The sequence below is a fragment of the Candidatus Accumulibacter necessarius genome (genome assembly GCF_036625085.1).
The window spans coordinates 125,425-148,366 of the sequence record NZ_JAZKUM010000006.1 but is presented as its reverse complement, the minus strand read 5'-3'; the positions used below and the strand labels follow the sequence as shown (position 1 = coordinate 148,366).

Sequence of the window (22,942 nt, the reverse complement as noted above, 5' to 3'; positions counted from 1 at the left end):
TTTAGCGGCGACGGCGCGAGATCCCGCGCGAGAGGACGATCAGCGGCAGCAGGCCGACCGCCACAATGGCCAGGGAGACGCTTGCCGCTTCAGTGAGTCGCTCGTCGGACGCCAGCGTGTAGGCCTGCGTCGCCAGCGTATCGAAATCGAAAGGACGCATCACCAGCGTTGCCGGCAACTCCTTCATCACGTCGACGAACACCAGCAGGCAGGCCGTGAACAGGCTGCCGCGCAGGATCGGCAGATGCACCCGGCGCAAGGTTGCGCCCTGGCCGAGACCCAGACTGCGCGCCGCGTCGTCCATGCTGGGCGTGATCTTGGCCAGGCTGGTGCCGACCGACTGCAAGGCAACCGCCAGGAAACGGACGAGATAGGCATAGACCAGGGCGGCGATGCCGCCGGTGATCAGCAGTCCGGGGTTATCGCCGAACCACTGCTGCCACTGCTGGGCCAGCCAGTGATCAAGACGCGTAACCGGAATCAGCACGCCGACAGCGATCACCGACCCGGGCACAGCGTAGCCCAGGCCGACCAGGCGATTGAGGGCCGGCGCCAGCAGTCCTTTGGACAGGCGCGCTCCGTAGGCCAGCAGCACGGCCAGGCTCACCGCGATGACCGCTGTCAGAGCGGCGAGCAGCAGGCTGTTGCGCGCCAGGGTGGCAAGCTGTGGGCCGAATGGCGTATCGCTGTCGGTCAGCGCCAGCCGCAACAGAAGGTACGCCGGCAGCAGAAAGCCAATGCTCAGCGGCAGGGCGCAGGCCGCTGTGGCCAGCCAGCCGCGCCAGCCCGGCAATCGACGGCCGCCAGGCTGGCGGTGGCGTCCGGTGGTATTGTGAAAGCGAGCACGACCACGCGAGCGCCATTCGATCAGCAGCACGAGGATGACAAAGGCGAGCAGCGCCGCCGCCAGTTGTGCCGCCGCGATGCGATCGCCGAGCGAAAACCAGGCGCGATAGATGCCGGTGGTGAAGGTCTGGACGCCAAAATAGGACACCGTTCCATAGTCAGCAAGGGTCTCCATCAGGGCCAGGGTCGCGCCGGCCGTCACGGCCGGCCTGGCCAGCGGCAGCGAGACGCGGAAAAAGCTCTGCCAGGGTCCCAGACCAAGCGTGCGCGAGGCCTCAAGCATGCCGCCGGCGCGTTCGATGAAGGCCGTACGGGTCAACAGATAGACATAAGGGTAGAGCACGAAGACAAACATGGTCACCGCGCCGCCGAGGCTGCGAACCTCGGGGAACCAGTAGTCCGCCTTGCTCCAGCCGAAAGACTCGCGCAGGAAGCTCTGCAGGGGGCCGACAAACTGCAGGAAATCGGTGTACACATACGCCAGAACATAGGCCGGCATGGCCATCGGCAACACCAGTGCCCACTCGAAGAGAGCCCGTCCCGGGAAATCATGCATGGCTGTCAGCCACGCCGTGGCCACCCCGATGACGATCACGCCGAGGCCGACCGCGACGCACAATACCAGCGTATTTGCGACGTAGTCCGGCAACACCGTCGACGCCAGATGTGACCAGGTTGTCCCGGTGCCGCCGCTGAAGATGTGGGTGAGCACGCTCGCCACCGGCAGGCCGACCATGGCAGCGACGGCGGCGGAAACAACGAGCAGGGGATTGACGCGCGAGCTGATCATGTTCTGACGGGTAAATGAGAATTATAATTGACAACTGTCGTATTCCTGTACTGCTGCTTTGTCGTCGCTGCCCGGGGCTGCAGGCAGATGCCTTTGACCGCTACCAGTTGATGAACAGACATTGATGGCCCACCTTGAACTCGCAGGAATCGTCCAGCGCTACGGATCGCACACCGTCGTCGATGGGGTCAGTTTTAGCGTCGAGGCCGGTAGCATAGCCTGTCTGCTCGGACCCTCCGCTTGCGGCAAGACGACGCTGTTGCGCTGCATTGCCGGTTTTGAGGAGATTGCTGCCGGCGAGATTCGCGTGCAGGGACGCACCGTCAGCACTGCTGGCCGCCGTCTGCCACCGGAACAGCGGCAAATCGGTATGGTGTTTCAGGACTACGCCCTTTTCCCGCACCTGACCGTAGCCGCAAACGTCGGTTTTGGCCTGGCGGGTCTTGCTGCCAGCGAACGTCGGAGCCGCGTGGGTGAATTGCTGGCCACGGTCGGCCTCGGTGGTCAGGGCGACCGGTATCCGCATGAACTCTCGGGCGGTCAGCAGCAGCGGGTCGCGCTGGCACGAGCGTTGGCGCCACGCCCGCAACTGATCCTGCTCGACGAACCCTTCTCCAATCTGGATGTTGATCTGCGCGAGCGCCTTTCGCTGGAAGTGCGCGATATTCTCAAGAGCCAGGGCATCACTGCCGTGCTCGTCACCCACGATCAGCACGAAGCCTTTGCCATGGCCGACGAGGTCGGCGTCATGGCCGCGGGGACCATCCAGCAGTGGGACAGCCCATACCGGGTCTACCACCAGCCCGCAAACCGATTTGTCGCCGACTTCGTTGGCCAGGGCGTTTTCCTGCCTGGCCTGGTGATCGACGACAGAAGTGTCGAGGTCGAGCTGGGTGTCCTTGCCTCGCGCCTGCCGCTCGAATGCAGCCAGGGCTGCGAGGGTTGCGGCAAGGACTGCGGCGTCGAAGTGCTGTTGCGACCGGACGACATCATCCACGACGATCGCAGCGACCTGCTCGCCGAGGTCCGGCACAAAGCGTTTCGTGGCGCCGAGATTCTGTATACCTTGCGCCTGGGGAGTGGCGTCGAAGTGCTCTCGCTGGTGCCGTCCCATCACAATCACGCGATTGGCGAAAGAATCGGCATCCGGCTTGACGTCGACCACGTCGTTGCTTTCAAGACGCCGACCCGAGCCTTCCCGGCGAATGGACAAGCGATCCAGTTCCATCGATGATTCCATGGCTCGACAGCGGGGCGCCCTTCCCACCGCTTGAGTTGGCGCTGCGGGAGCCGAACGGTTTGCTCTGTGCCGGCGGTGATCTCTCGGCGCAGCGCCTGATCGACGCCTACCAGCGTGGCATTTTCCCCTGGTACGCCAGCGGCGAGCCGATTCTCTGGTGGAGTCCGGATCCACGCATGGTCCTCTTTCCGTGCGAGTTCCGAATCTCCCGCTCCCTGCGTCGCAGCCTGCGCTCGGGCCGCTTCGAGGTGAGGCTGGACAGCGACTTCCCGGCCGTCATGCGGGCCTGCGCGGAGGTGCCGCGTGCCGGTCAGGATGGCACCTGGATCACGCGGGAAATGCAACGAGCCTACTGGAAACTTTTCCAGCTCGGGATTGCGCATTCGGTGGAGAGCTGGACGGAAGGACGGCTCGTCGGTGGCCTCTACGGCCTGGCCATTGGCCGCATGTTCTACGGTGAGTCGATGTTCTCGAAGGCGTCCGATGCGTCAAAGGTCGCCGCCGCTCATCTTGCCCGTTTCCTTGAAGAAGAGGGATTCGGCATGATAGATTGTCAGATGAATACCCCGCATCTGGCTTCGCTCGGCGCGCGCGAGATCCCGCGCGCCGTATTCATGGCCCGCTTGCGCGCTTTGGTGACCGAGGCCTGGCAGCCAGGCAGATGGCCGACCGACGGCGCCAGTCAACCCTGGACCTGGGGCAATGTCGCGACTGAACGACTCTGACCTGCCATTCTCGCTGCTGCAGTTCTATGCCACGGCGCCCTACGCCTGCAGCTACCTGCCGGGGGAGCGCGCTCGCTCGCAGGTCGCCACGCCCAGCCATCTGATCACGACCGAGGTCTACGGCGAACTCGTACGCAGCGGTTTTCGACGCAGCGGCGTGTTCACCTACCGGCCAAAGTGCGACGAGTGCCACGCCTGCATCCCGGTACGCGTCCCGGTCGACCGCTTCGAGCCGACGCGCAGCCAGCGCCGCAGCATCAGGATGCACTCCGGTTTGCAGGCGCAGGAACTGCCACTCTGCTTTCGTGACGAACACTACCAGCTCTACCTGCGCTACCAGTCAGCCAGGCACTCGGGCGGTGGCATGGACCAGGATAGCCACGAGCAGTACACCCACTTCCTGCTGCAAAGCCGCGTGGACACCCGTCTGGTCGAATTCACCGACAACGGCGTTCTGCGCATGGTCAGCATCGTCGATGTCCTCAATGACGGCCTGTCTTCGGTGTACACGTTCTACGATCCGGATCTGGCGGCAGCGAGTTTCGGTACCTACAACATCGTCTGGCAGATTGCCCAGTGCGTTGCCAATCGACTGCCGTACCTGTATCTGGGTTACTGGATTCGGGACAGCCGGAAGATGGCTTACAAGGCTAACTTCCAGCCTATCGAAGGTCGGTTTGGGGGGCAGTGGAGCGATCTGCACGCGCGCCTTGCCGGTTGATCCGGACTGAATTGGCTGGCGCGGTGTCGTACGAAAGCCTTCTCTGCAAATGGTGCGGGTTCGCCCATCCGCCAGGGAAGCGCTACTCAGGCCGTTCCTGGCGCCGGGGAGTTTCCGGGTTCCCTCAAGTGCCTGCCCGCACGTTGGCAGTGGTACTGGCCTGCGCTTGCTCCGGCTGCTGTGCGCCCTCAGCGGCGAGGACTTCAAGCAGCGTTTCCATGCCCTGAGCAGCGTGTTCAAGGGCTTTTGCGTCTTCTGCCGGGATGCCACCGGCAGAGCCAATGCGCTGCGAGACGTCGACCATGCGTCTGGCGTGCAGCATCAGACGGCCGCGAATGGCGTTGAGTTGCTGCACCTTGGCGATGCTGGCCGCACGCAGCTCGGTGATGGCTTCGTCGCGTGCCGCTTCGCTCGTGGCGCCGTCAAGGTCGCGTCTGGCGCTCAGTTCAGCCATCGATGCCTTCCACCAGCCGAGGAAGGTCGCCCGGTGATCGAGCAACGTATTAAGTGATTCTCCCATGGCGTTGATTTCGTTGCGTCCACCAGGAACCGTCGCCACTCGCGCCGTCGGTGTGCCGTAGGCCAGATCGTCGAGCAGCCCGGCCATCTGCCGTACCGGGCGAACGATGCGCGCGGTGATGAATACTGCCAGGAGGATGCCGAGAGCAATGGCACAGGCGGTGACGATCAGGCCCAGCCGGACGCTTGCCTGTGAGGTCTCGGCGATTTCGCCGACACGGGTGGCCATCATCTGATTCGCCTGATCGACGTTGGCCGTGATCAGCGGCGCGACCTGGTCGGCGGCAGCGTCCATCTCACGGGTCAGCGTCACGATGCTCGCGCGTTGTGAGACCAGAACCAGGAAACTTCTCTGGTAATCGCGCAGCAGGCTGATGAGCAGTGCCTTGTCGGCAACCGGTAGCGGAGATTCGGCGATCTGGGCGCGCATCGTCCTGGCGGTTTCCACCAGCATCGACGGATAGTTCTCCCCGCCACGGAGGAGGAAGTCCTTCTCCCAGCGGCGCAGCTTGAGGACGCTGGTCTCCAGATTGGGGACGCGGTGGGCATCGAGAATTGCCTCCATGCGGTGCGCCGCATCCCGGAACGGTCCCGTGCCGCCGCCGCTGCTCGCCTTGAGTGCGCTTTCGGCATAGGGTTCGAAGGTTTTTGCATAGATGGTCAACTCGGCCAGCAGCTTCTGCTTGGCCGTGTCCGGCAGTTCGGATCTCTCGATCAGTTGACGAAACTCGGGGATCATGGTCCGAACACGCTCGCGGTAGGCCGGATCCTGTCGCAGGGCCAGGTCCTTCTCGCTACGGCGAATCTGCAGCAGAACGGTGTACAGGCGGTCTACGTTGTACTGGGCGGAGAGTTCGTGCAGACGATGAATCTTCTCGCGGAAGGCGCCCTGGATCCCTGAGTTCTCGTCGAGACCCATGCTCCGCCAGGCGTCGGCCACGGCATGGAAGCTCTCCTCATAGATCGTCAGCAGTCTCTGGATCTCGTCGGCCGTCTGTCGGGACTGCTGATCAACCGCCGCCAGCGCGGTCACCTTTCTGTTGCAGGTTCTGCAGCCGCTGATCGACTTCGCTGGCGAAACGTTCCTGGCGGTGGATGAGGAAGCTCTTTTCCGCGTCGCGTGCGGCGGCCATCTCGATTTCGATCTCAAGCGCCAGCGACTTGCGGACTTCGAAAACGGCCTGGAGTTGATGGTAATCGTCCAACACCGACCGTAGGGTCCGGTGATCGTGCCAGATGACGCCGACGAACAGCAGGCCGACGAGCGCAAAACCGATGCCAATCTTTTCGCCGATCCGCAGTTTGCTGGAAAACTTGTCCACCTGTCGCTCCTGGCTGGTGAAACGGACTCTTGCTGTGGTCAGGTGGTGGTCTGAACCTGCTCACAACTGGGCTGTGGGCCTGCCGCCCGCGTCAACGGCACCGGTCAGGCGGCCTTGTTGGCAGTATATCCGGAGTAGCGAATGGCTGTCGAACCGCATCAACCGGCAGCGCCCGGTTTTCGGTCGGCAGCAGGTCGGTCGTCGGCGGACGGCCTGGCCATTTTTGCAAACTGACCGCAGGCCCGCTGACCAAGGTTGGACACGAGCTGCTTTTCGGTCACCACAACCGTTTTCTGCGCATGAAAAAATCCTCTTGCGGCGGGGGCAGAGGCCTTGCGTTGAAACGTCTTGGTTCACCCACTGCGGCAGACGACCCTGATCGGTCAGGCGATCTGGCAGGCCTCCTCGAAACTCAACCGTTGTCCCCGTGGATGGAGACTGGCGGGATCACCGATGCCGAGGTTGCAGAGGAAATTGGCCTGGCAGCGCCCGTCCGGGAAGAAGGCGGCATTGAGTTTGCCCGCGTCAAAGCCGGACATCGGGCCGCAGTCGAGGCCGAGCGCGCGGGCGGCGACGATCAGGTAAGCACCCTGCAGCGTCCCGTTGCGGAAGGCGGTGCTGGCAGCGAGTTCAGCGTTGGCTTCGAACATTGGCCTGGCGTCATAAGCTGGGAACATTGTTGGCAGGTGCTCGTAGAAACGGCTGTCGGTGGCGATGATCACGGTCGCCGGGGCGGCCAGCGTCTTGTCGAGGTTGCCGGGGGAAAGCGCCGGCGCGAGCTTGGCCTTGCCTTCCGGCGTGGTGACAAAAACCAGCCTGGCCGGCTGACAGTTCATCGAGGTCGGCCCCCACTTCATCAGGTCGTAAAGGCGGCGCAGGGTGGCCTCCGGGACTGGCTCGGACGTGAAACCGTTGTGCGTCCGCGCGTGGACGAAAAGTTGGTCGAGGGCGTCGGTACTCAGGGCAGACATGCGCTTTCCTTTCTCAATGGGGTGGTGATCGCTGGCTTGAGTGGCCAGGATACCTTGTTCCTGCCGTGACTGATCTCGCGCCAGGGGGCGGCCTGCAGGCGCCGCCTTGCCGTCGCTGATCGCTGGCAGGGTCGCCTCCGTCGCTGCCTCAGTGCTTCGAAGGCGGTGGCGCGATTGTAGCGGGTCCATCCCGCGCGATGTCCGTGGTTTTCACCTGCTGTCACGGAGTGTCCGAGCGACAACCGCGATCGGACGCCCCTGCTGCGGTTTTCAGGCTAAATCCCGTATAGTGACTGAACTCGGTATGTCGGGCACAGGCGCGCGCAGCTGCCAGGCGGGCGATTTCGGGACAAGGGCAAAGAGCTTGTCCTGGGACCGGTTTTCGGTCCGGCGGTTGCTGGCTCGCAGGTAGGCGCGAGGGTGCTCTCGCCTTGCCTGCGGCGCGACGAAGGAGGGCGGAGCGACAGCCGCGTGCGTCGCAAACTCGAGCGGCGTCTGGGAAAGGAGCAGGAAGATGAGCCGATCGTTGTTCGGGGCCTGGGGTGCAAGGCTACCGCATGAGAGCTTTGCCAGGGCCATCGCAGCCGTCGCCGCGCTCGGTCTGCGCAAGGATGCGCTGGCTGAACAGGCGGTCATCGACGCCGCGCAAACGATGCACAGCGCGGGGCAGGATACTGTGGTGCTGCGCCTGCAGTACCTGGCGCAACTGGTTGACGCGATTGCCCGGAGGAGCGCCGGTGTTCGGGCAGCCGAGGAGTTCCTGGCCGCCTGGGAGCGCCTGGCGCACTGGTGGGACGACCGCGGCGCCGAGCGGAAGGTTTGTCTCGCAGCCTTGCCCGCTACGCGCCTGTTGCACTTCGAGCTTGATCCCGCTGTCGCCAGGGAATTGCGCCAGTCGGTGCCGGACGTCCTGTGGCTGATCCATCTCCTGCTCGGCAGCGACGATGGCTTCGCGAGTGCCGCGTACGTGCGGGTGGACCAACCCGATCGACTGGTTGTCCGGCAGTGGCCGCTACGCGTCGGCATGTTCGGCGACGCGCGCTCCGCGGATCTCGCCGAGCAAATGAGCGCGGTGCAGCGGGCCGGTCTGGTTCGGCTGGTTGATCTCGATCTCTCGGGTGAGGAGTGCGATCTGCTGCTGCTGCCGGATGATCTGCGCCGCGGTCTTGCGCGCGTGCTTCTGCAGCCCCGGCGCCTGCGCGCCGCCTGCGTGCTGCTGCTTGGCGGTGCCGGCGTTGCCGCCGAGCGCATCATGCCGCTGGTTGGCTCGATGCGCAGCGAAGTACTCACGGGTGGTGTCGGCATTGTGCGCATCGATTTCGACCACCAGGGCGAGTGGTTGGCTGAGCTGATCGAGCAGCTCGCGCAAGGCCTGCCGCTCGACGTCGCGCTGCTGCGCGCGGGTCAGGCAGTGCAGCAGGCAGAAGCGGTCGGGCCACCGCTGCTGATCGCGTCGCGACGGCTGGCGAACAGCGCCCGCGTGGCCGCGTCTGCCGGATGCGAAGGGGAACGGCTGCGCGGCCTGGCAACGACGCCAACATTGCAGCCGAGGGGCGCACAGGAGTCGTCTGCCATTGAACAGCGCCGCGTCAATTTCAGCCTTGCCGACGTGAGCGGAGCCGCGGCGCCGACCCGGGTCGAGGATAGACTTGTCGCTGACCGCGCCTACCAGATCGCGCTCAACATCGGACTGCCGCGAGCGGAAACGGAGGCCGCGTCCGACGTCTTCCCGAGCGAACGCCTGCCGCAGGCCAGCGACGGACACTGGCTCGACGTGTTCTTTGTGCCCCTGGTGCGGACGGCCAGCGGTCGCTTGCATACGCCGCAGCAGGGTAGCCTCTTTCTGCCGCCGCACGGCGACAGCCTCCCCTGCAGCTTCAGTTTTCGTACCCATGGCGTGCGGGACGAGTATCGGGCGCGCATCCTGATCACGCACGACAACCGGGTGATCCAGACGCTGGTCTTCTCCTCACCGCTTGGCCCGGCCGATCGCCGTTTCGCACTCGAGGTCGAGAACGTCGTTTCGCCAGGTTTTGATCCCGCCTGGCATGGCCAGCCCTTTGACGCCGCTATCGTCATCAACCATGACCGCACGGGCCAGGCGGGGTTCACGACCGTCGTCGGCACGGAGGTCAGCTTCCGAGAGCCACTGGGCATTGACCGGCTGGTCAGTGAGGTCAAGGCACTGCTCTCGGCGGAGGCGACGTTCCCCGCCCCGCGCGGTACGCTTGACGACCCGGCGCTGTTGAAACTGTTCGACGATCTGGCGCGTTACGGGCGCGCCATCCTCAAGCCGATGCCGGCCGAACTGCAGGGCAGGGTGCCGGAGGGCGCACGCATCCAGATCGTCGAGGCACGCTCTGGCGCCTGGCTGCCGGTTGAAATCCTCTACAGCGCGCCGTTGCCGAAAGCGGCCGCACAGCTGTGCCCGAACGCTCGTGCTGCCCTGCTGGGAGAGGCCAGTCACGCCAGCTGTGCGCATCGTGACGACCGCCAGTATCTCTGTCCGCTGCGTTTCTGGGGCTTCAGCTGCGTCATCGAAAGATAACCGAGCCTGACCCCGCCCGCCGGCGCCGACTATACGATCAGCATGCCGCAGCCCGGCGCAAACCACCTCGATGTCTTCAGGTCGGTGCTGGTCGGTGCCAGCAGCAAGGTGCGGGCGCAGGATCTCACCGATCCCGGCGGCATTGTTGACGCCGTTCGCCGCGTCGCGACCAGCGCACGGACGGTCAAGGACTGGGACGAATGGGAAAGCGCGGTCGCCGCCGACTCACCGTCGCTCCTGCTGCTCCTGCCGCATTCGCAGGAAGACCCGGCACATCCCGGCATCAGCGGTCTGGAGATCGGCGGTGTTCTGCTGACTTATCCTGAGCTCGAAAGCACCTACGTGACGGGCTCGGCGCCGTCGACGCCGGTCGTGTTGCTGCTGGGCTGCAGCACCCAGCTGACCGATGTGCCCTTCCTGAACTTCGTCGAGGCTTTCAAGCGGGAGCAGGCCGCGCTGGTAATCGGCACACTGGCGACCATCCGCGGTCGGCGTGCGGCGGCCTTCGTTGGTGAGCTGCTGGATGGACTGAAATCGGCTGCCGGTAGCCAACGCACCTTCGGCGAAGTATTCCTGCAGACCAAGCGCCGACTACTCGCGAGTGGTGACGGCTTTGTACTCAGCCTGACCGCCTACGGTGACGTCGGCTGGCGTCTCTGAACGACCCTGGAGGACCCTTGGAATGTTCCGAATTGACCTGTTGCCGGCTGAGTACGGCGATGCGATCTGGATCGAATACGGCCGCCTGCGGCGTCGCCATCGCCTCCTGATCGACTGTGGTACCGGTGCGGTATACCCACGCCTCCGCGAACGCATCCTCGCCCTTCGGGAAAGCGATCGACATTTCGAATTGCTGGTCATCACGCACGTCGACGTGGACCACATCGGTGGTGCGCTCGACCTGTTGCGCCAGCAACAGGAACTCGGGGTCACTTTCGGCGAGATCTGGTTCAACGGCTACGTGCACCTGACGCCTGGCGGTGTCGTACCGCGGCCCGAGGCCGAGGACATCCTCGGGCCATTGCAGGGTGAGGCGCTGACGGAGCTGATCGTCGCCAACGGGGCGGCCAAGTGGAATGCCGCTGTTCAGGGTGGCGCCCTGGTGGTGCCAGAATCCGGTCCGCTGCAAGTCCTGCGGCAATTGCCGGGCGGCATGAAGCTGACGCTGCTCTCTCCCTTTCAGGGCCAGCTCGATCGGCTACGGCCGGCGTGGGACGCCGCCTGCCGCAAGGCGGGAATCGTCGCCGGCGCAGCCACCCTCGCCGACCGCACCCGGCTCGACGAGGTCGAGGAGCCGACGGAAGAGGACGATCTGCTAGGCGACCCGGATGTTGGCCAGCTTGCCGCCAGGCCCTTCAAGCCCGATCGCGCCGCACCCAACGGGACAAGCATTGCCCTCCTGGCGGAGTACGCCGGCCGGCGCGCCCTGCTGTCCGCCGACGCCTTCGCGCCGGTCATGCTCGACGCGCTCGCCCGCGTGCCGGGCAATTCGGCCGGACGGCTGCGGCTCGACGCTGTCAAGATGTCGCATCACGGCAGCCGCGGCAACACCAGCGTCGACCTGGTCCGGGCCGTGCAATGCGAAAACTGGCTGGTGTCGACCAACGGCAAGCAGTTCAGGCATCCCGACGGCGAAGCCATTGCGCGCGTCATCCGCGACGGTGGCGCGGGTGTCAGGCTGCACTTCAATTACCGCAGCGAGTTCAACGAAACCTGGGCGGCACTCGGCTTGCAGCGCAAGCACGGGTATTCGACGCACTATCCGGCCGACGATGGTGCCGGCATTCAGCTTGATCTGTCGACCGGCGCCGCCCGTTGAGTAACCGAGAGGCAGCAGGCGGCCGCGCATGAACGCTTCCCTTCGCCACAGCCTGTTCGAAGACGCCCAGGCGCTGGTCGCGGCGGCGCTGGTCGGTTCGCTCGGTCTCGGCCTGCTCAAGCAGGCCGGGCTGATTACCGGTGGCACGGTCGGCCTCGCTTTTCTCGCGCACTATGCCAGCGGCGTCAGTCTCGGCAAGCTGTTTTTTGCCATCAACGTTCCCTTCATGGCGCTCGCCTGGTTCAAGGTCGGTCGCGCCTTCGCGCTCAAGACGCTGTGCGCCATCGCGCTGCTGTCGATCGTCACCGACCTGCTGCCTCGTTTCGTCGGCTTCGGTCAGCTCGATCCGCTCTACGCGGCGATCATGGGCGGGCTGCTCGCCGGTCTCGCGATGATCATCCTGTTCCGCCACCAGGCCAGTCTTGGCGGACTGAACATCCTCGTGCACTGGCTGCAGGAACGTTTCGGCTGGCGTGCCGGTTACGTCCAGCTCGCCATCGACGTCCTCATCATCGGCGCGTCGCTGACCGTCTTGCCGCCCGACCGCATCCTGGTCTCGCTGGTCGGTGCCGCCGCCTTGAACCTGACGCTGGCGATCAACCACCGGCCCGGCCGCTACATGGCGGCGTGATCGGGGGGACGGTTCGAAGTCGCTGGCGCGTCCGCTCAGGGAAGGAAATCACCCTGACGCTGTGCCTGCGTCATCGGGCCAGGGGCTTCCCGTCGCACGATTCCACTTTCACCGCCGCGCTCCCGGCTGCACCTTGCCGCCTGGACCGAGCAGAGCCATTGCTTCGTTGGCCACCAGTGCGCCAAGGACAAGGACGCCACCGATCAGCGTGCTGGCTCCTGGCTGTTCGCCGGCGCCAAGCCACGCCCAGGTAACGCCGAATACCACTTCGAGCAGACCGAGCAGGGCAATTTCGGGTGCCGGCAGCTCGCGTGACAGGCGTACGACCAGCAGACAGGGAATCGCCAGTTGAACGACGCCGAGCAGGGCCAGCAGACCGAGGTCGTGGCTAGAGGCCTGCAGGGGATAGGCCATCGGCAAGGTAAAGGCGGCTGACAGCACGGCACCGATCAGCACCGCCGGCAACATGTCGTAGCGAAGCGTCTTTTCCTGATCGATCTGACGACGACCGACATGCTGCAGGGTTGTGAAGTTGAGCGCCGCGGCCAGCGGCACCGCCAGAGCGACCAGGGTTCCGGTCAGCGAAAGGCCGGTCCGCGCCTCCTGCCAGAACATCCAGGCGATGCCGACGCCGGCCACCGCGATTGCCAGCCAGGTCCTGGCCGGCAGCCGGTGATGCAGGAAAACCCGGGTGAACAAGGCCGTCATCAAGGGGCCGACGGCCATCGTCACCAGGACGTTGGCAACCGTAGTCAGTGTGATCGCCAGCATGAAGGCGGTGAACATCACCGACCAGCACACACCCGAGAACCACACCGGCCACGGTGCCCGCAGCAGGCTACGCCAAAGCCCGGAGCCACGCATAAGGGTCAGGGCGATACTCAGGGCCAGCGCATTGAACAGGCTGCGCCAGAAAGTGACCTCGAAGCTTGCGGCGGCATCTAGGTGGCGCGAAACCACCCCGGCGATGCTCCAGAGCAAAGTGACCAGTACCATCAGGGCAACCGCACGGCGGTGCGACATGTCAGAGCTTTCCGCCGCAAAACCGCTGCGGCCGGGGAGAAAGGCCGCCATTGTGCAGGATTTCACGGCCTTTGAAAGCATTGGCGGACGGGTTTACCGCATGGCGTAGTCAGCGCGGGCTGGCGACCTGGCCCGGGCCCGCTTGCTGTCCACCCAGATGCCGCCGACAGCGTCTCCGGCCAGGGCGCGAATGGTCGGCATCACGAGGCCGCTGTCCTGACGCTCGTCATTGCAGGCGGTCACGCTTTTTGCTTGCCAGGTCATAGACCGCCAGCCCGTCGGATTCGGTTCCGATCCACAGCCGGCCATCGCAACCGGCGAGCAAGGCGCGGATCCAGCCCAGGTTGCGCGCAGCCCGGTCGACGGTGTCGCGTTCCTGCGGGCGGAAGTGGTAGCCGTCGAAGTGCACCAGGCCGTCGCCGGGAACTGGTATCTCTGCATAAGCTAATAAGCAAAGATTCGTTGGTCGTCGAGCGCCTCCTTTCTAGACTTCGCTTCACACCTACATTGAACGGAGTCATCATGAAACTGAAACGTCTTGTTGCCGGCTTGCTGGCAAGCGCGCTGGTTGCGGGCAGTGCCGCCGCCGCCAGCGTATCGATCCTGAACGTCTCCTACGATCCGACGCGCGAACTGTATCAGGAGTACAACAGCGCGTTTGCCAGGTACTGGAAGGGGAAGACCGGCGACGACGTGAGCATCAAGCAGTCGCATGGCGGTTCCGGCAAGCAGGCGCGGGCCGTCATCGACGGTCTCGAAGCCGACGTGGTGACGCTGGCGCTGGCCTACGACATCGACGCCATCGCCCAGGAAAGCAAGAACAAGCTGCTCGCTTCGGACTGGCAAAAGCGTCTGCCGCACAACAGCTCGCCGTATACCTCGACCATCGTCTTCCTGGTCAGGAGGGGGAACCCGAAGGGCATCAAGGACTGGGATGACCTGGTCAAGCCCGGCGTCGAAGTCATCACGCCGAACCCGAAGACCTCCGGCGGTGCCCGCTGGAACTACCTGGCCGCCTGGGGCTATGCGCTGAAGAAATACGGCAGCGAAGCCAAGGCACTCGAGTACGTGAAGACCTTGCTGCAGCACGTGCCGGTACTCGACCCGGCTGCCCGTGGCGCGACCAACACCTTCGTTCAGCGCGGTATCGGCGACGTCCTGCTGGCCTGGGAAAACGAAGCCTTCCTGTCGATCAACGAACTCGGTCCGGACAAGTTTGAAATCGTCGTTCCGTCGGTTTCCATCCTGGCCGAACCGCCGGTGACCGTGGTCAACGGGGTTGCCGACAAGCGTGGCACCACCAAGGTCGCGACGGCTTACCTGGAATACCTGTATTCAGCTGAAGGTCAGAAGATTGCCGCGAAGAACTATTACCGTCCGATCAAGCCGGAACTGGCCGATGCCAAGGATGTGGCCCGTTTCCCGAAGGTCAATTTGATCAGGATCGACGAACTCGGTGGCTGGCAGGCTGCCCAGAAGAAGCATTTCTCTGACGGCGGTACCTTTGATCAGGTCTACGGCAAGAAGTAATCTGGCGGGACCGGTTTGAATCCCCGAAGCCGGTTGCGAGTGGTTTTCACAACCGGCTTTATATTTTATTCGTATATGAAAATCCGGTTTTATTCTTTCGGGTGTTGGCCGATGAGTCGTAAACTCGAGCCCACTAACTTAAACATCCGGAGTCACTGATGACCCCCAGCCTGAAAGAATTCCTGTGTCGTTCGGTCGCCGCTCTCGCTTTCCTGACGGGCGGAGCCGCCTTTGCCCAAACGACCCTCCTCAACGTCTCCTACGATGTCTCCCGGGAGTTGTACAAGGAGATCAACCCGGCTTTCAGTGCAGCCTGGAAGAAGCAGAGCGGCGCCGATGTCACGGTCAACCAGTCGCACGGGGGTTCTTCCAAGCAGGCTGGGGCGGTGATCGGCGGCCTGGAAGCCGACGTGATCACGATGAACCAGTCGCCGGACATCGACATCCTGGTCGAGCGCGGTGGCCTGGTGGCCGCCGACTGGCGCAAGCAGTTTCCGCACGACGCAACGCCCTACACGACGACGACCGTTTTCCTGGTGCGCAAGGGCAACCCGAAAAACATCAAGGACTGGAACGACCTGATCAAGCCGGGTTACCAGGTAATCGTGCCGAACCCGAAGACCTCAGGTAACGGTCGCTATACCTACCTGGCCGCCTGGGGCTACGCCCTGGACAAGACCGGCAGCGAAGCCGGTGCCAAGGATTTTGTGAGCAAGCTGTTCGCCAACGTGCCGGTGCTCGACGGCGGCGGTCGTGGCGCAACGACGACCTTCACCCAGCGCGATGTCGGTGATGTCCTGGTCACCTTCGAGAACGAAGCCATCCTGATCGCCCAGGAATTGGGTAGCAGCAAGTTCGACATCGTCTATCCCTCGCTCTCAATCGAAGCCGCCGCGCCGGTGGCTGTGGTCCAGAAGGTTGCTGCCAAGCGCGGCACCCAGAAGGTGGCCAAGGCTTACCTCGACTTCCTGTATACCCCGGCCGGCCAGGAAATCATCGCCAAGCATGATTTCCGTCCGCGTGACCCGGCGGTGTTGAAGAAGCATGCGGCCAAGTACCCCAACATTCGTACCTTCACCGTCGAACAGAAGCTCGGTGGCTGGGCCGCGGTGCAGAAGGCGCATTTCGCCGACGGCGCCTTGTATGACCAGATCGTCGCGAGAAAGTAATGGCTGCGGCAAGAACCTTCCGCGTACTTCCGGGCTTCAATCTGACGCTCGGTTATACCCTGGGCTACATGTCGCTGCTGATCCTGATTCCGCTTGCTGCGGTCTTCCTGAAGACGACAGAGCTGACCTGGGGTGAGTTCATCGATGTGGTCACCGCCCCGCAGGTGGTCGCCACCTACAAGCTGTCGTTTGGCGCCTCGCTGCTGGCGGCGGCGATCAACGCGGTGTTCGGCCTGATGCTGGCCTGGGCCTTGGTGCGCTACAGCTTTCCGGGCAAGAAAATCGTCGACGCGCTGGTCGATCTGCCGTTCGCCCTGCCGACAGCGGTGGCCGGGATTGCGCTGACCGCGCTGTACGCCAAGAACGGCTGGCTCGGGCAGTACCTGGAGCCGCTCGGCATCAAGGTCGCGTTCACGCCGCTCGGCGTGCTGGTGGCGCTGGTCTTCATCGGCCTGCCGTTTGTCGTACGCACCGTGCAGCCGATTCTCGAGGATCTAGATACCGAACTGGAAGAAGCCGCGACCTGCCTGGGTGCGCAACGCTGGCAGACCTTGCGTCACGTCATCCTGCCGATCCTGCTGCCGGCCCTGATGACCGGCTTCGCGCTGGCCTTCGCCCGGGCGGTCGGCGAGTACGGATCGGTCATCTTCATCGCCGGCAACCTGCCATATGTTTCGGAAATCACGCCGCTGATGATCATCACCAAACTCGAGCAGTACGACTATCGCGGGGCGACGGCGATCGCCTCGGTGATGCTGCTGTTCTCGTTCACGCTGCTGCTGATCATCAACGGCCTGCAGGCGTGGACCGCCAAACGCACCGGGAGGGATCGGTAATGGCCGGCGCAGCGACACTTCACCTCGGCAGCGATCACGCCGCCCGCTTCGAATCGAAGCAGGCGACACGGGAAACACTGCTGGTCAAATGGACCATCCTGGCCATCGCCCTGGGTTTCTTCACCCTCTTTCTGCTGATGCCGCTGCTTGCGGTATTCGTGGAAGCCTTCCGCAAGGGCTGGGAAACCTACGTGACGGCACTGGTCGATCCGGACGCCTTGTCGGCGATCAGGCTGACGCTGCTGGCAGCGGCGATCTCGGTACCGCTCAACCTCGTCTTTGGGGTGGCGGCGGCCTGGGCCATCGCCAAGTTCGAGTTCCCCGGCAAGCAGATACTGATCACGCTGATTGACCTGCCGTTCTCGGTCTCGCCAGTCGTCGCCGGTCTGGTCTTCGTGCTGGTCTTCGGGGCGCAGGGCTGGTTTGGCTCGTGGCTGTCCGATAACGACATCCGGATCATCTTCGCCGTGCCGGGGATCGTGCTGGCCACCGTTTTCGTCACCTTTCCCTTTGTCGCCCGCGAACTGATTCCGTTGATGCTCGCGCAGGGCAAGGAGGAGGAAGAGGCGGCCGTGGTCCTTGGCGCCCACGGCTGGCAGGTCTTCTGGCATGTCACCTTGCCGAACATCAAGTGGGGCCTGATGTACGGCGTGATCCTGACCAACGCCCGGGCGATGGGCGAGTTCGGTGCGGTCAGCGTCGTTTCCGGCCATATCCGAGGCCAGACCAACACACTGCCGCTGCACGTCGAGATTCTCTACAACGAATACCAGTTCTCTGCCGCCTTCGCCGTGGCCTCGCTGCTGGCGCTGCTGGCGCTAGTCACGCTGGTCATCAAGAGCTGGGTTGAACATCGCGCTTCGTTGGCGTATCGGGATTCACAGGACACCGCATCATGAGCATTCATGTCAGAAACATCCGCAAGCAGTTCGGCAGCTTCACGGCGCTGGACAACGTTTCCCTCGACTTTCCGACTGGCGAACTGGTCGCACTGCTCGGCCCGTCCGGCTGCGGCAAGACCACCTTGCTGCGCATCATCGCCGGGCTGGAACAGGCCGATTCCGGCCAGGTCCTGCTCGACGACGAGGATGCCTCCGGCACGCATGTCCGAGAGCGCCAGGTCGGCTTCGTCTTCCAGCATTACGCACTGTTCCGTCACATGACCGTGTTCGACAATGTCGCCTTCGGCATGCGCATGAAACCGCGCCGGCAACGCCCTCCGGAAGCCAGGATCCGGGAGAAGGTGCATGCACTGCTCAACCTCGTGCAGCTTGACTGGCTGGCCGACCGCTTCCCCTCGCAACTGTCCGGTGGCCAGCGCCAGCGCATCGCTCTGGCCCGGGCGCTGGCGGTCGAGCCACGCGTGCTGCTGCTCGACGAGCCCTTCGGCGCGCTCGATGCCAAGGTGCGCAAGGAACTGCGCCGCTGGCTACGCAATCTGCACGATGAACTGCACATCACCTCGATCTTCGTGACGCACGACCAGGAAGAGGCGCTGGAAGTGGCCGACCGCGTGGTGCTGATGGATCGTGGCAAGGTCGAGCAGATCGGCACGCCCGAGGCGGTGTATGACCATCCGGCGACCCCTTTCGTCGCCACCTTCCTGGGCTCGGTGAATCTGTTTCATGGCCGGGTCGAGGACGGCCAGCTTCATCTTGGCGAACACGCGCTTGCGCTGGGCAGCGCGAGTGGCGACGTCAGTGGCGATGGCAAGGCAGTGGCCTTCGTGCGGCCGCACGAGTTCGACCTCGTACCGGGCTGGCGGACCGGCGACGGTCTGCCGGCGACAATCGTCCGCGTCGTCTCGGTCGGGCCCAGCGCGCAGATCGAATTGAGCCGCCTGGACGGTGAGCGGATCGAGGTCACCATCGCCCGTGACACCTTCTACCCGCTGGGTCTTGGCGAGGGCGACCAGGTCTCGTTACGGCCTCGCCGTATCCGCGTTTTCCAGGATGACACCCGGGCAGCCTGAGGAACCACCATGAACTTCCAACAACTGCGCATCATCCGCGAGACGCTGCGCCAGGACTTCAACCTGACCGAAGTGGCGACCGCCCTGTACACCTCGCAACCCGGCGTCAGCAAGCACATCAAGGATCTCGAGGACGAGCTCGGCATCGAGATCTTCGTGCGCCGTGGCAAGCGTCTGCTCGGGCTCACCGAGCCAGGCAAGGAACTGGCCGAGGTGGTCGACCGCATTCTGCTCGATACCCAGAACCTGCGCCGCATCGCCGACCAGTTTGCCAGCCGGGAGACCGGCCACTTCGTCGTTGCCACCACCCATACCCAGGCTCGCTACGCGCTGCCGCAGATCATCAAGTGGTTCAAGACCGACTACCCGCGCGTGCACCTCGCGCTGCACCAGGGCAGCCCGGTCGAGATAGCCGAGAAGCTGGTTTCGGGTGAGGCGGATGTCGGTATCGCCACCGAGCGGCTGGACAAGGTCCCGGAGCTGGCGACCTTCCCCTTCTATCGCTGGCATCATGCTTTGATCGTTCCACACGGCCACCCCTTGCTGCAGGTCGAAAGGATGACCCTCGAGGTGATCGGCGAGTATCCGATCATTACCTACCACGAGGGGTTCACCGGCCGCACACATATCGACAAGGCCTTCGCCGACGCCAACGTCGTGCCGGACATCGTGCTCTCGGCGATTGATGCTGATGTGATCAAGACCTACGTCGAACTCGACCTCGGTGTCGGAATTGTCGCGTCGATGGCCTACGATGGTTTCAAGGACCGCAACCTGGCGCTGATTCCGGTGCCACACCTCTTCCCGGAAAGCACCACCCGCCTGGCGGTGCGCCGGGGCACCTATCTGCGGAGCTACGCGCTGGCGTTCATCGAAAAGGTCTGCCCGGAAGTCGGCGAGGAGAACCTCAAGGCGGCAATCCAGAAGCAGAACGGGGGCGAGTGACTCACTACGCGCCGGGTGCTGGCTTGTCGGGTCGGCAGCTGCCGGCGCGAACTTGATGACGCAAGGCCTGATCGAGCAGCGAGCGGCGGACGCGCCACGCCGGAATCAAAGGTCGCCTTTGCCACTGCCTGGCGTCACCGGCGCGTGGCGAGGCGGCCGCGCCAGGCACTCCCATTTGAGTCAACCCCTGCGCAAGATAGTCTGGAAATCCTGCGCCTCCGTTAGAATAGGCTGAGCCGCGATGCCGGATTAGTGTCACCACCCAGGTGTCAGCTTGCACGGCAGCCTCCTCGCGTCCTGAGTCCCGGAACGTGCCAGGGGCCTGCAAGCCTCGCGGACCGCCTTTTTCGTCATCACTTTCAGAGGACCACCCATGCCGCAGGGCAAGCACGCCGCCGGCGCCCGGCCGATCAAAACAGGTTACAGCCATGTGGCCAGGACCGCGGTGCAGGAAACCACGCAGCGCGTCAGGGAAATGCATGGCGCGATTGCCGGCAAGTCTTTTTCCGTCCTGCGGCGAATTCCGCTGGTTTCCGGGCCGGCGCGGCTGGTGCAAAGTGCTCATGATGCGATTGTCGCCGGCGTCTACGCAGCGATTCACCACGGCAGTGGGGGCCTCCTCGCCGCCGCGGCGCTGGTCGAGAAGCAGCACACCGGCTTTGCCACGAGCAAGCCACCCGGACGCCTCGCCAGTGGTCTTCGCAGCGCATTGAACGGGGCTTTTGGCGATCATCTTGCGGCCAGCAACAACGTGCTGGCGATCGACATGGCGATCCACGTGCATGGCGCCGCAGTGCCGCTGACCGCCGATTCCCTGCGCAGCGCCTTTCCCGGGGCCGGCCAACGCCTCTGCCTCTTCGTGCATGGGCTGGGCTGCGACGAGCATAGCTGGGAAGCCGGCGATGAGGCCAGCGGGTCAGAAACTCATTTCGGCCGCCAGTTGCAGGCCGAGTTCGCCCTCACGCCGATCTACCTGCGCTACAACACGGGCCTGCCGATTGCCGAGAACTGCGCGCAACTGGCGGTTCTGCTTGAGGCGCTGCTGACCGCCTGGCCGCAAGCGGACAGCGAACTGGTCATCGTCGGCCACAGCATGGGTGGCCTGATCGCCCTGGGTGCCTGCGATCAGGCGATCGCCGCCGGGATGCGCTGGCCGGCGTCAACCCGGCTGTTGATCTGTCTCGGCTCCCCCTCTCTCGGCTCCCCCCTGGAACGACTGGGACACCTCGCGAACACGGCGCTGAACCTCTCGCCAGTCACTCGCCCGCTCGGCCGCATAGCCGCAACGCGCAGCCAGGGGATCAAGGACCTGCGCCGCGGCCCAGGGGCACTGCGGGCTTCAGCTCGGCGGCATGCGATCGCTTTCCGCTTTCTCGGCGCCAGCCTGGCCGAAGACGTCGACCATCCGATCAGTGAATTCGTTGGCGATGGTCTGGTCCCGCTCGGCAGTGCGATCGCGCACGAGATCGAAGGCGACGTGCAGAGCGCCACGCTGGGCAAGCTCGGCCACCTGCGGCTGCTGAACGACCGACGGGTGTATCGCCAGATCAGGGAGTGGGTCGCGGGCGCCTGCGCCTACTGAGACAGCAGGTCGTCAAACGCCGAAAACTCGTTGCTCAGCTTGTGCCACGAGGTGCCCGCGCCCCTGGCAAGGCTTACACTGATTCGACGAACGCTTCGATCCGTTCTTCCCTGACCGCCTTGACGAAGGCCCGGTAGTCACGCTGATTCTGATCGCTGTACTCGACGGCGAACTCGCAGATGGCGTCGTCGAAAGTGGTATTCGAGCCCATGTAGCCAGCGATCAGCGCCGCGTCACCCGAACGCGCATGCGCCCGCGCCAGCGCCCAGGCACACAGTCGGCCGTAGGTCAGCAGCAGGTCGACGTCCCATCCCTCGATGATTGCGCTGATCTTGACGTCGCGCAGCTGCCGGATATAGTAATCGCGGCCATCCGCTCCTGCTGTCCAGCCGAGAAAGATGTCGGTCGCTGCCTGCATCAGGCGCTGCCCGGCAATCACGCGCTGGCCACGGTTCGGATACAGGCTCGGCCCCGCGTACGGTTCGAGCACGGACGCCCTCGCTTCCTTGACTTGCAGGAAGAGCGGGTCATTGTCGGCGGCCATGAACAGCCCGACGGCGCACCGGGTGCCGACGCTGCCGACGCCGACGACCTTGATCGCCAGGTCACAAAAACGAAAGCGGTCGAACAGCACGCGCACGTGCTCGGCCAGCGACTCGCGGTAGCTGGCCAGGGATTCCCCGTACTGCGTCTTCAACCCCGGCGCCTGTTCCTCGGTGCGGTGAAAGATCAGCGGAGGATCGTCCTTGATTCGGGGCAACGCCCCGTGGTGTTCGGCGAGCTTCGGGAAGATGTATTCGGCAGTGCTTTGCTGGCGGGCCTTCTGAAGCCGCCTGGCGATGCGCTTCCTGACCTCCTCGCTGCCGACTTCCGCCAGCACGCGCTCGACGGTGATCGTGTCGTACCAGACGTCGAGCGACCGCATCGACGAATAGTCAGCCATCCGCTCGCGGTAGGCGCGCACGGTCGCTGTCGCCGCCTGCGCCGCCTCGCTTTCCTTGAGTTGCAGATGATGCGCGGCGATGACCACGCTTGCGCTCAGACGCTTGAGGTCCCACTCCCACGGCGCGGGCAGCGTCTCGTCGAGGTCATTGATGTCGAAGATCACTTGTCGCTCGGGCGTGGCAAAGCCGCCGAAGTTCAGCAGATGCGCGTCGCCGCAGGCCTGGACCCGCAGCCCGGAGTTCGGGGTGGACGCCAGGTCGGCCGCCATGATAGCCGCCGAACCTCGATAAAAGGCGAACGGCGACTGCAGCATGCGTCCAAAGCGGATCGGTACGAGTTCGGGCAGCCGTCCGTCGTTCGATGCGATGAGCACTTCGACCGGATCATGCCGCCCCTTGGGTGGCTTCCATCCGCCCTGAGACTCGCGCGATACCGCATCGCGCAGTGCCTTTCCCTGCGCGCGGCGCTCGTCTGGCGAAAGGACTGCCACCTTGCTGCTCGTCACCGCGGCCGGCTGTTTGTCATCAAGCTTGCTCTTTTTCATCGCTGCGTTCCTCCACCGGCATCAGGGCTGGTCATCCGCTCAGATTATAGTCTTTGCATAGCGTGACTGCCAGTGCCCGCAGGCATCCGCGCCTGATGCCCGTGAGGATGCGCGCCCTGACTTCGTCGGCCGGGGTGACACGGAACGACTCAACAATGTGCGCGCCATTCTTGCGAAGGCACATTTGATGAGCTTGAGCCAGGAACGATGCCTGGGCGTATGAACATGCTCGAATCGCCCGGGGCAATCCCGGTTTTCTCCAGG

At 64.2% G+C, this 22,942-nt stretch carries 22 protein-coding genes; 14 read left to right on the top strand and 8 right to left on the bottom strand.

Going from position 1 to position 22,942, the window contains the following annotated elements:
- Position 1 precedes the first annotated feature (1 nt).
- The gene (locus tag V5B44_RS17055; RefSeq protein ID WP_332360201.1) at positions 2 to 1,636 is read right to left on the bottom strand and encodes an ABC transporter permease; all 1,635 of its coding nucleotides are present in this window, start codon (positions 1,634 to 1,636) and stop codon (positions 2 to 4) included.
- A 124-nt stretch (positions 1,637 to 1,760) separates the two neighbouring features.
- Here V5B44_RS17055 and V5B44_RS17050 point away from each other — a divergent pair, with 124 nt between their 5' ends.
- Genes V5B44_RS17050 through V5B44_RS17040 form a run of 3 tightly spaced genes read left to right on the top strand, consistent with a single transcriptional unit; the run spans position 1,761 to position 4,322 of the window.
- Entirely contained in the window at positions 1,761 to 2,870 is a 1,110-nt protein-coding gene (locus V5B44_RS17050) for an ABC transporter ATP-binding protein (RefSeq protein WP_332360200.1), read from the top strand.
- Entirely contained in the window at positions 2,867 to 3,601 is a 735-nt protein-coding gene (gene aat / locus V5B44_RS17045; RefSeq protein ID WP_332360199.1) for a leucyl/phenylalanyl-tRNA--protein transferase, read from the top strand. The genes V5B44_RS17050 and aat overlap by 4 nt, the downstream gene beginning before the upstream one ends.
- A complete protein-coding gene (locus V5B44_RS17040) occupies positions 3,579 to 4,322 on the top strand; it encodes an arginyltransferase (protein WP_332360197.1) in 744 nt (247 codons plus the stop codon). Before aat ends, V5B44_RS17040 begins: the two co-directional genes overlap by 23 nt.
- A gap of 124 nt (positions 4,323 to 4,446) precedes the next feature.
- On the opposite strand, the gene V5B44_RS17035 is transcribed toward V5B44_RS17040, so the two are convergent.
- The 3 genes from V5B44_RS17035 to V5B44_RS17025 form a co-directional block, all read right to left on the bottom strand.
- A complete protein-coding gene (locus tag V5B44_RS17035; protein ID WP_332360196.1) occupies positions 4,447 to 5,874 on the bottom strand; it encodes a methyl-accepting chemotaxis protein in 1,428 nt (475 codons plus the stop codon).
- Positions 5,852 to 6,163 (bottom strand): hypothetical protein, encoded by a 312-nt coding sequence (locus V5B44_RS17030; RefSeq protein WP_332360195.1) that lies wholly within the window; start codon positions 6,161 to 6,163, stop codon positions 5,852 to 5,854. The genes V5B44_RS17035 and V5B44_RS17030 overlap by 23 nt, the downstream gene beginning before the upstream one ends.
- Positions 6,164 to 6,546: 383 nt before the next feature.
- Positions 6,547 to 7,134: a malonic semialdehyde reductase gene (locus tag V5B44_RS17025; protein WP_332360194.1), complete on the bottom strand. Its 588-nt coding sequence runs from the start codon at positions 7,132 to 7,134 to the stop codon at positions 6,547 to 6,549.
- Between the two features lie 514 nt (positions 7,135 to 7,648).
- On the opposite strand from V5B44_RS17025, the gene V5B44_RS17020 reads away from it, so the two are divergent.
- Genes V5B44_RS17020 through V5B44_RS17005 form a run of 4 tightly spaced genes read left to right on the top strand, consistent with a single transcriptional unit; the run spans position 7,649 to position 12,132 of the window.
- Positions 7,649 to 9,682 carry a hypothetical protein gene (locus tag V5B44_RS17020; protein WP_332360193.1) on the top strand — a complete coding sequence of 678 codons (2,034 nt, stop codon included), beginning with the start codon at positions 7,649 to 7,651 and terminating at the stop codon, positions 9,680 to 9,682.
- Positions 9,683 to 9,724: 42 nt separating this feature from the next.
- Positions 9,725 to 10,342, top strand: a complete 618-nt coding sequence (locus V5B44_RS17015; RefSeq protein WP_332360192.1) for a hypothetical protein — start codon at positions 9,725 to 9,727, stop codon at positions 10,340 to 10,342.
- Between the two features lie 22 nt (positions 10,343 to 10,364).
- A complete protein-coding gene (locus tag V5B44_RS17010; RefSeq protein ID WP_332360191.1) occupies positions 10,365 to 11,501 on the top strand; it encodes an MBL fold metallo-hydrolase in 1,137 nt (378 codons plus the stop codon).
- Between the two features lie 28 nt (positions 11,502 to 11,529).
- A complete protein-coding gene (locus V5B44_RS17005) occupies positions 11,530 to 12,132 on the top strand; it encodes a YitT family protein (RefSeq protein ID WP_332360190.1) in 603 nt (200 codons plus the stop codon).
- Between the two features lie 108 nt (positions 12,133 to 12,240).
- Here the strand turns inward: V5B44_RS17005 and V5B44_RS17000 are convergent, their stop codons facing one another.
- The 3 genes from V5B44_RS17000 to V5B44_RS16990 all read right to left on the bottom strand — a co-directional run bounded on the left by V5B44_RS17000 (position 12,241) and on the right by V5B44_RS16990 (position 13,564).
- Positions 12,241 to 13,155, bottom strand: coding sequence for a DMT family transporter (locus V5B44_RS17000; RefSeq protein WP_332360189.1), 915 nt, complete (start codon positions 13,153 to 13,155; stop codon positions 12,241 to 12,243).
- 93 nt (positions 13,156 to 13,248) lie between these two features.
- On the bottom strand, positions 13,249 to 13,398 hold the full coding sequence (locus tag V5B44_RS16995) for a hypothetical protein (RefSeq protein ID WP_332360188.1): 150 nt from the start codon (positions 13,396 to 13,398) through the stop codon (positions 13,249 to 13,251).
- Positions 13,382 to 13,564 carry a hypothetical protein gene (locus tag V5B44_RS16990; protein WP_332360187.1) on the bottom strand — a complete coding sequence of 61 codons (183 nt, stop codon included), beginning with the start codon at positions 13,562 to 13,564 and terminating at the stop codon, positions 13,382 to 13,384. Before V5B44_RS16990 ends, V5B44_RS16995 begins: the two co-directional genes overlap by 17 nt.
- A 113-nt stretch (positions 13,565 to 13,677) precedes the next feature.
- On the opposite strand from V5B44_RS16990, the gene V5B44_RS16985 reads away from it, so the two are divergent.
- From V5B44_RS16985 to V5B44_RS16955, 7 genes are all read left to right on the top strand, one after another.
- The gene (locus tag V5B44_RS16985; RefSeq protein ID WP_332360186.1) at positions 13,678 to 14,685 is read left to right on the top strand and encodes a sulfate ABC transporter substrate-binding protein; all 1,008 of its coding nucleotides are present in this window, start codon (positions 13,678 to 13,680) and stop codon (positions 14,683 to 14,685) included.
- 158 nt (positions 14,686 to 14,843) lie between these two features.
- A complete protein-coding gene (locus V5B44_RS16980) occupies positions 14,844 to 15,854 on the top strand; it encodes a sulfate ABC transporter substrate-binding protein (RefSeq protein WP_332360185.1) in 1,011 nt (336 codons plus the stop codon).
- Positions 15,854 to 16,690 (top strand): sulfate ABC transporter permease subunit CysT, encoded by an 837-nt coding sequence (gene cysT / locus V5B44_RS16975; protein WP_332360184.1) that lies wholly within the window; start codon positions 15,854 to 15,856, stop codon positions 16,688 to 16,690. Before V5B44_RS16980 ends, cysT begins: the two co-directional genes overlap by 1 nt.
- On the top strand, positions 16,690 to 17,589 hold the full coding sequence (cysW, locus tag V5B44_RS16970; RefSeq protein WP_332360183.1) for a sulfate ABC transporter permease subunit CysW: 900 nt from the start codon (positions 16,690 to 16,692) through the stop codon (positions 17,587 to 17,589). The genes cysT and cysW overlap by 1 nt, the downstream gene beginning before the upstream one ends.
- Positions 17,586 to 18,662 carry a sulfate/molybdate ABC transporter ATP-binding protein gene (locus V5B44_RS16965; protein WP_332360182.1) on the top strand — a complete coding sequence of 359 codons (1,077 nt, stop codon included), beginning with the start codon at positions 17,586 to 17,588 and terminating at the stop codon, positions 18,660 to 18,662. The genes cysW and V5B44_RS16965 overlap by 4 nt, the downstream gene beginning before the upstream one ends.
- Positions 18,663 to 18,671: 9 nt before the next feature.
- Positions 18,672 to 19,607 (top strand): CysB family HTH-type transcriptional regulator, encoded by a 936-nt coding sequence (locus V5B44_RS16960; protein WP_332360181.1) that lies wholly within the window; start codon positions 18,672 to 18,674, stop codon positions 19,605 to 19,607.
- Positions 19,608 to 19,980: 373 nt separating this feature from the next.
- Positions 19,981 to 21,189 (top strand): alpha/beta hydrolase, encoded by a 1,209-nt coding sequence (locus V5B44_RS16955; RefSeq protein ID WP_332360180.1) that lies wholly within the window; start codon positions 19,981 to 19,983, stop codon positions 21,187 to 21,189.
- A 73-nt stretch (positions 21,190 to 21,262) separates the two neighbouring features.
- On the opposite strand, the gene V5B44_RS16950 is transcribed toward V5B44_RS16955, so the two are convergent.
- A complete protein-coding gene (locus V5B44_RS16950) occupies positions 21,263 to 22,678 on the bottom strand; it encodes a DUF2252 domain-containing protein (protein ID WP_332360179.1) in 1,416 nt (471 codons plus the stop codon).
- Positions 22,679 to 22,942: the final 264 nt, after the last annotated feature.

Bases quoted from the DNA above. Each gene is read 5' to 3' on its own strand.
- V5B44_RS17055 (WP_332360201.1), bottom strand. From the start codon at position 1,636: ATGATCAGCTCGCGCGTCAATCCCCTGCTCGTTGTTTCCGCCGCCGTC.
- V5B44_RS17050 (WP_332360200.1), top strand. From the start codon at position 1,761: ATGGCCCACCTTGAACTCGCAGGAATCGTCCAGCGCTACGGATCGCAC.
- aat (WP_332360199.1), top strand. From the start codon at position 2,867: ATGATTCCATGGCTCGACAGCGGGGCGCCCTTCCCACCGCTTGAGTTG.
- V5B44_RS17040 (WP_332360197.1), top strand. From the start codon at position 3,579: ATGTCGCGACTGAACGACTCTGACCTGCCATTCTCGCTGCTGCAGTTC.
- V5B44_RS17025 (WP_332360194.1), bottom strand. From the start codon at position 7,134: ATGTCTGCCCTGAGTACCGACGCCCTCGACCAACTTTTCGTCCACGCG.
- V5B44_RS17020 (WP_332360193.1), top strand. From the start codon at position 7,649: ATGAGCCGATCGTTGTTCGGGGCCTGGGGTGCAAGGCTACCGCATGAG.
- V5B44_RS17015 (WP_332360192.1), top strand. From the start codon at position 9,725: ATGCCGCAGCCCGGCGCAAACCACCTCGATGTCTTCAGGTCGGTGCTG.
- V5B44_RS17010 (WP_332360191.1), top strand. From the start codon at position 10,365: ATGTTCCGAATTGACCTGTTGCCGGCTGAGTACGGCGATGCGATCTGG.
- V5B44_RS17005 (WP_332360190.1), top strand. From the start codon at position 11,530: ATGAACGCTTCCCTTCGCCACAGCCTGTTCGAAGACGCCCAGGCGCTG.
- V5B44_RS17000 (WP_332360189.1), bottom strand. From the start codon at position 13,155: ATGTCGCACCGCCGTGCGGTTGCCCTGATGGTACTGGTCACTTTGCTC.
- V5B44_RS16985 (WP_332360186.1), top strand. From the start codon at position 13,678: ATGAAACTGAAACGTCTTGTTGCCGGCTTGCTGGCAAGCGCGCTGGTT.
- V5B44_RS16980 (WP_332360185.1), top strand. From the start codon at position 14,844: ATGACCCCCAGCCTGAAAGAATTCCTGTGTCGTTCGGTCGCCGCTCTC.
- cysT (WP_332360184.1), top strand. From the start codon at position 15,854: ATGGCTGCGGCAAGAACCTTCCGCGTACTTCCGGGCTTCAATCTGACG.
- cysW (WP_332360183.1), top strand. From the start codon at position 16,690: ATGGCCGGCGCAGCGACACTTCACCTCGGCAGCGATCACGCCGCCCGC.
- V5B44_RS16965 (WP_332360182.1), top strand. From the start codon at position 17,586: ATGAGCATTCATGTCAGAAACATCCGCAAGCAGTTCGGCAGCTTCACG.
- V5B44_RS16960 (WP_332360181.1), top strand. From the start codon at position 18,672: ATGAACTTCCAACAACTGCGCATCATCCGCGAGACGCTGCGCCAGGAC.
- V5B44_RS16955 (WP_332360180.1), top strand. From the start codon at position 19,981: ATGCCGCAGGGCAAGCACGCCGCCGGCGCCCGGCCGATCAAAACAGGT.
- V5B44_RS16950 (WP_332360179.1), bottom strand. From the start codon at position 22,678: ATGAAAAAGAGCAAGCTTGATGACAAACAGCCGGCCGCGGTGACGAGC.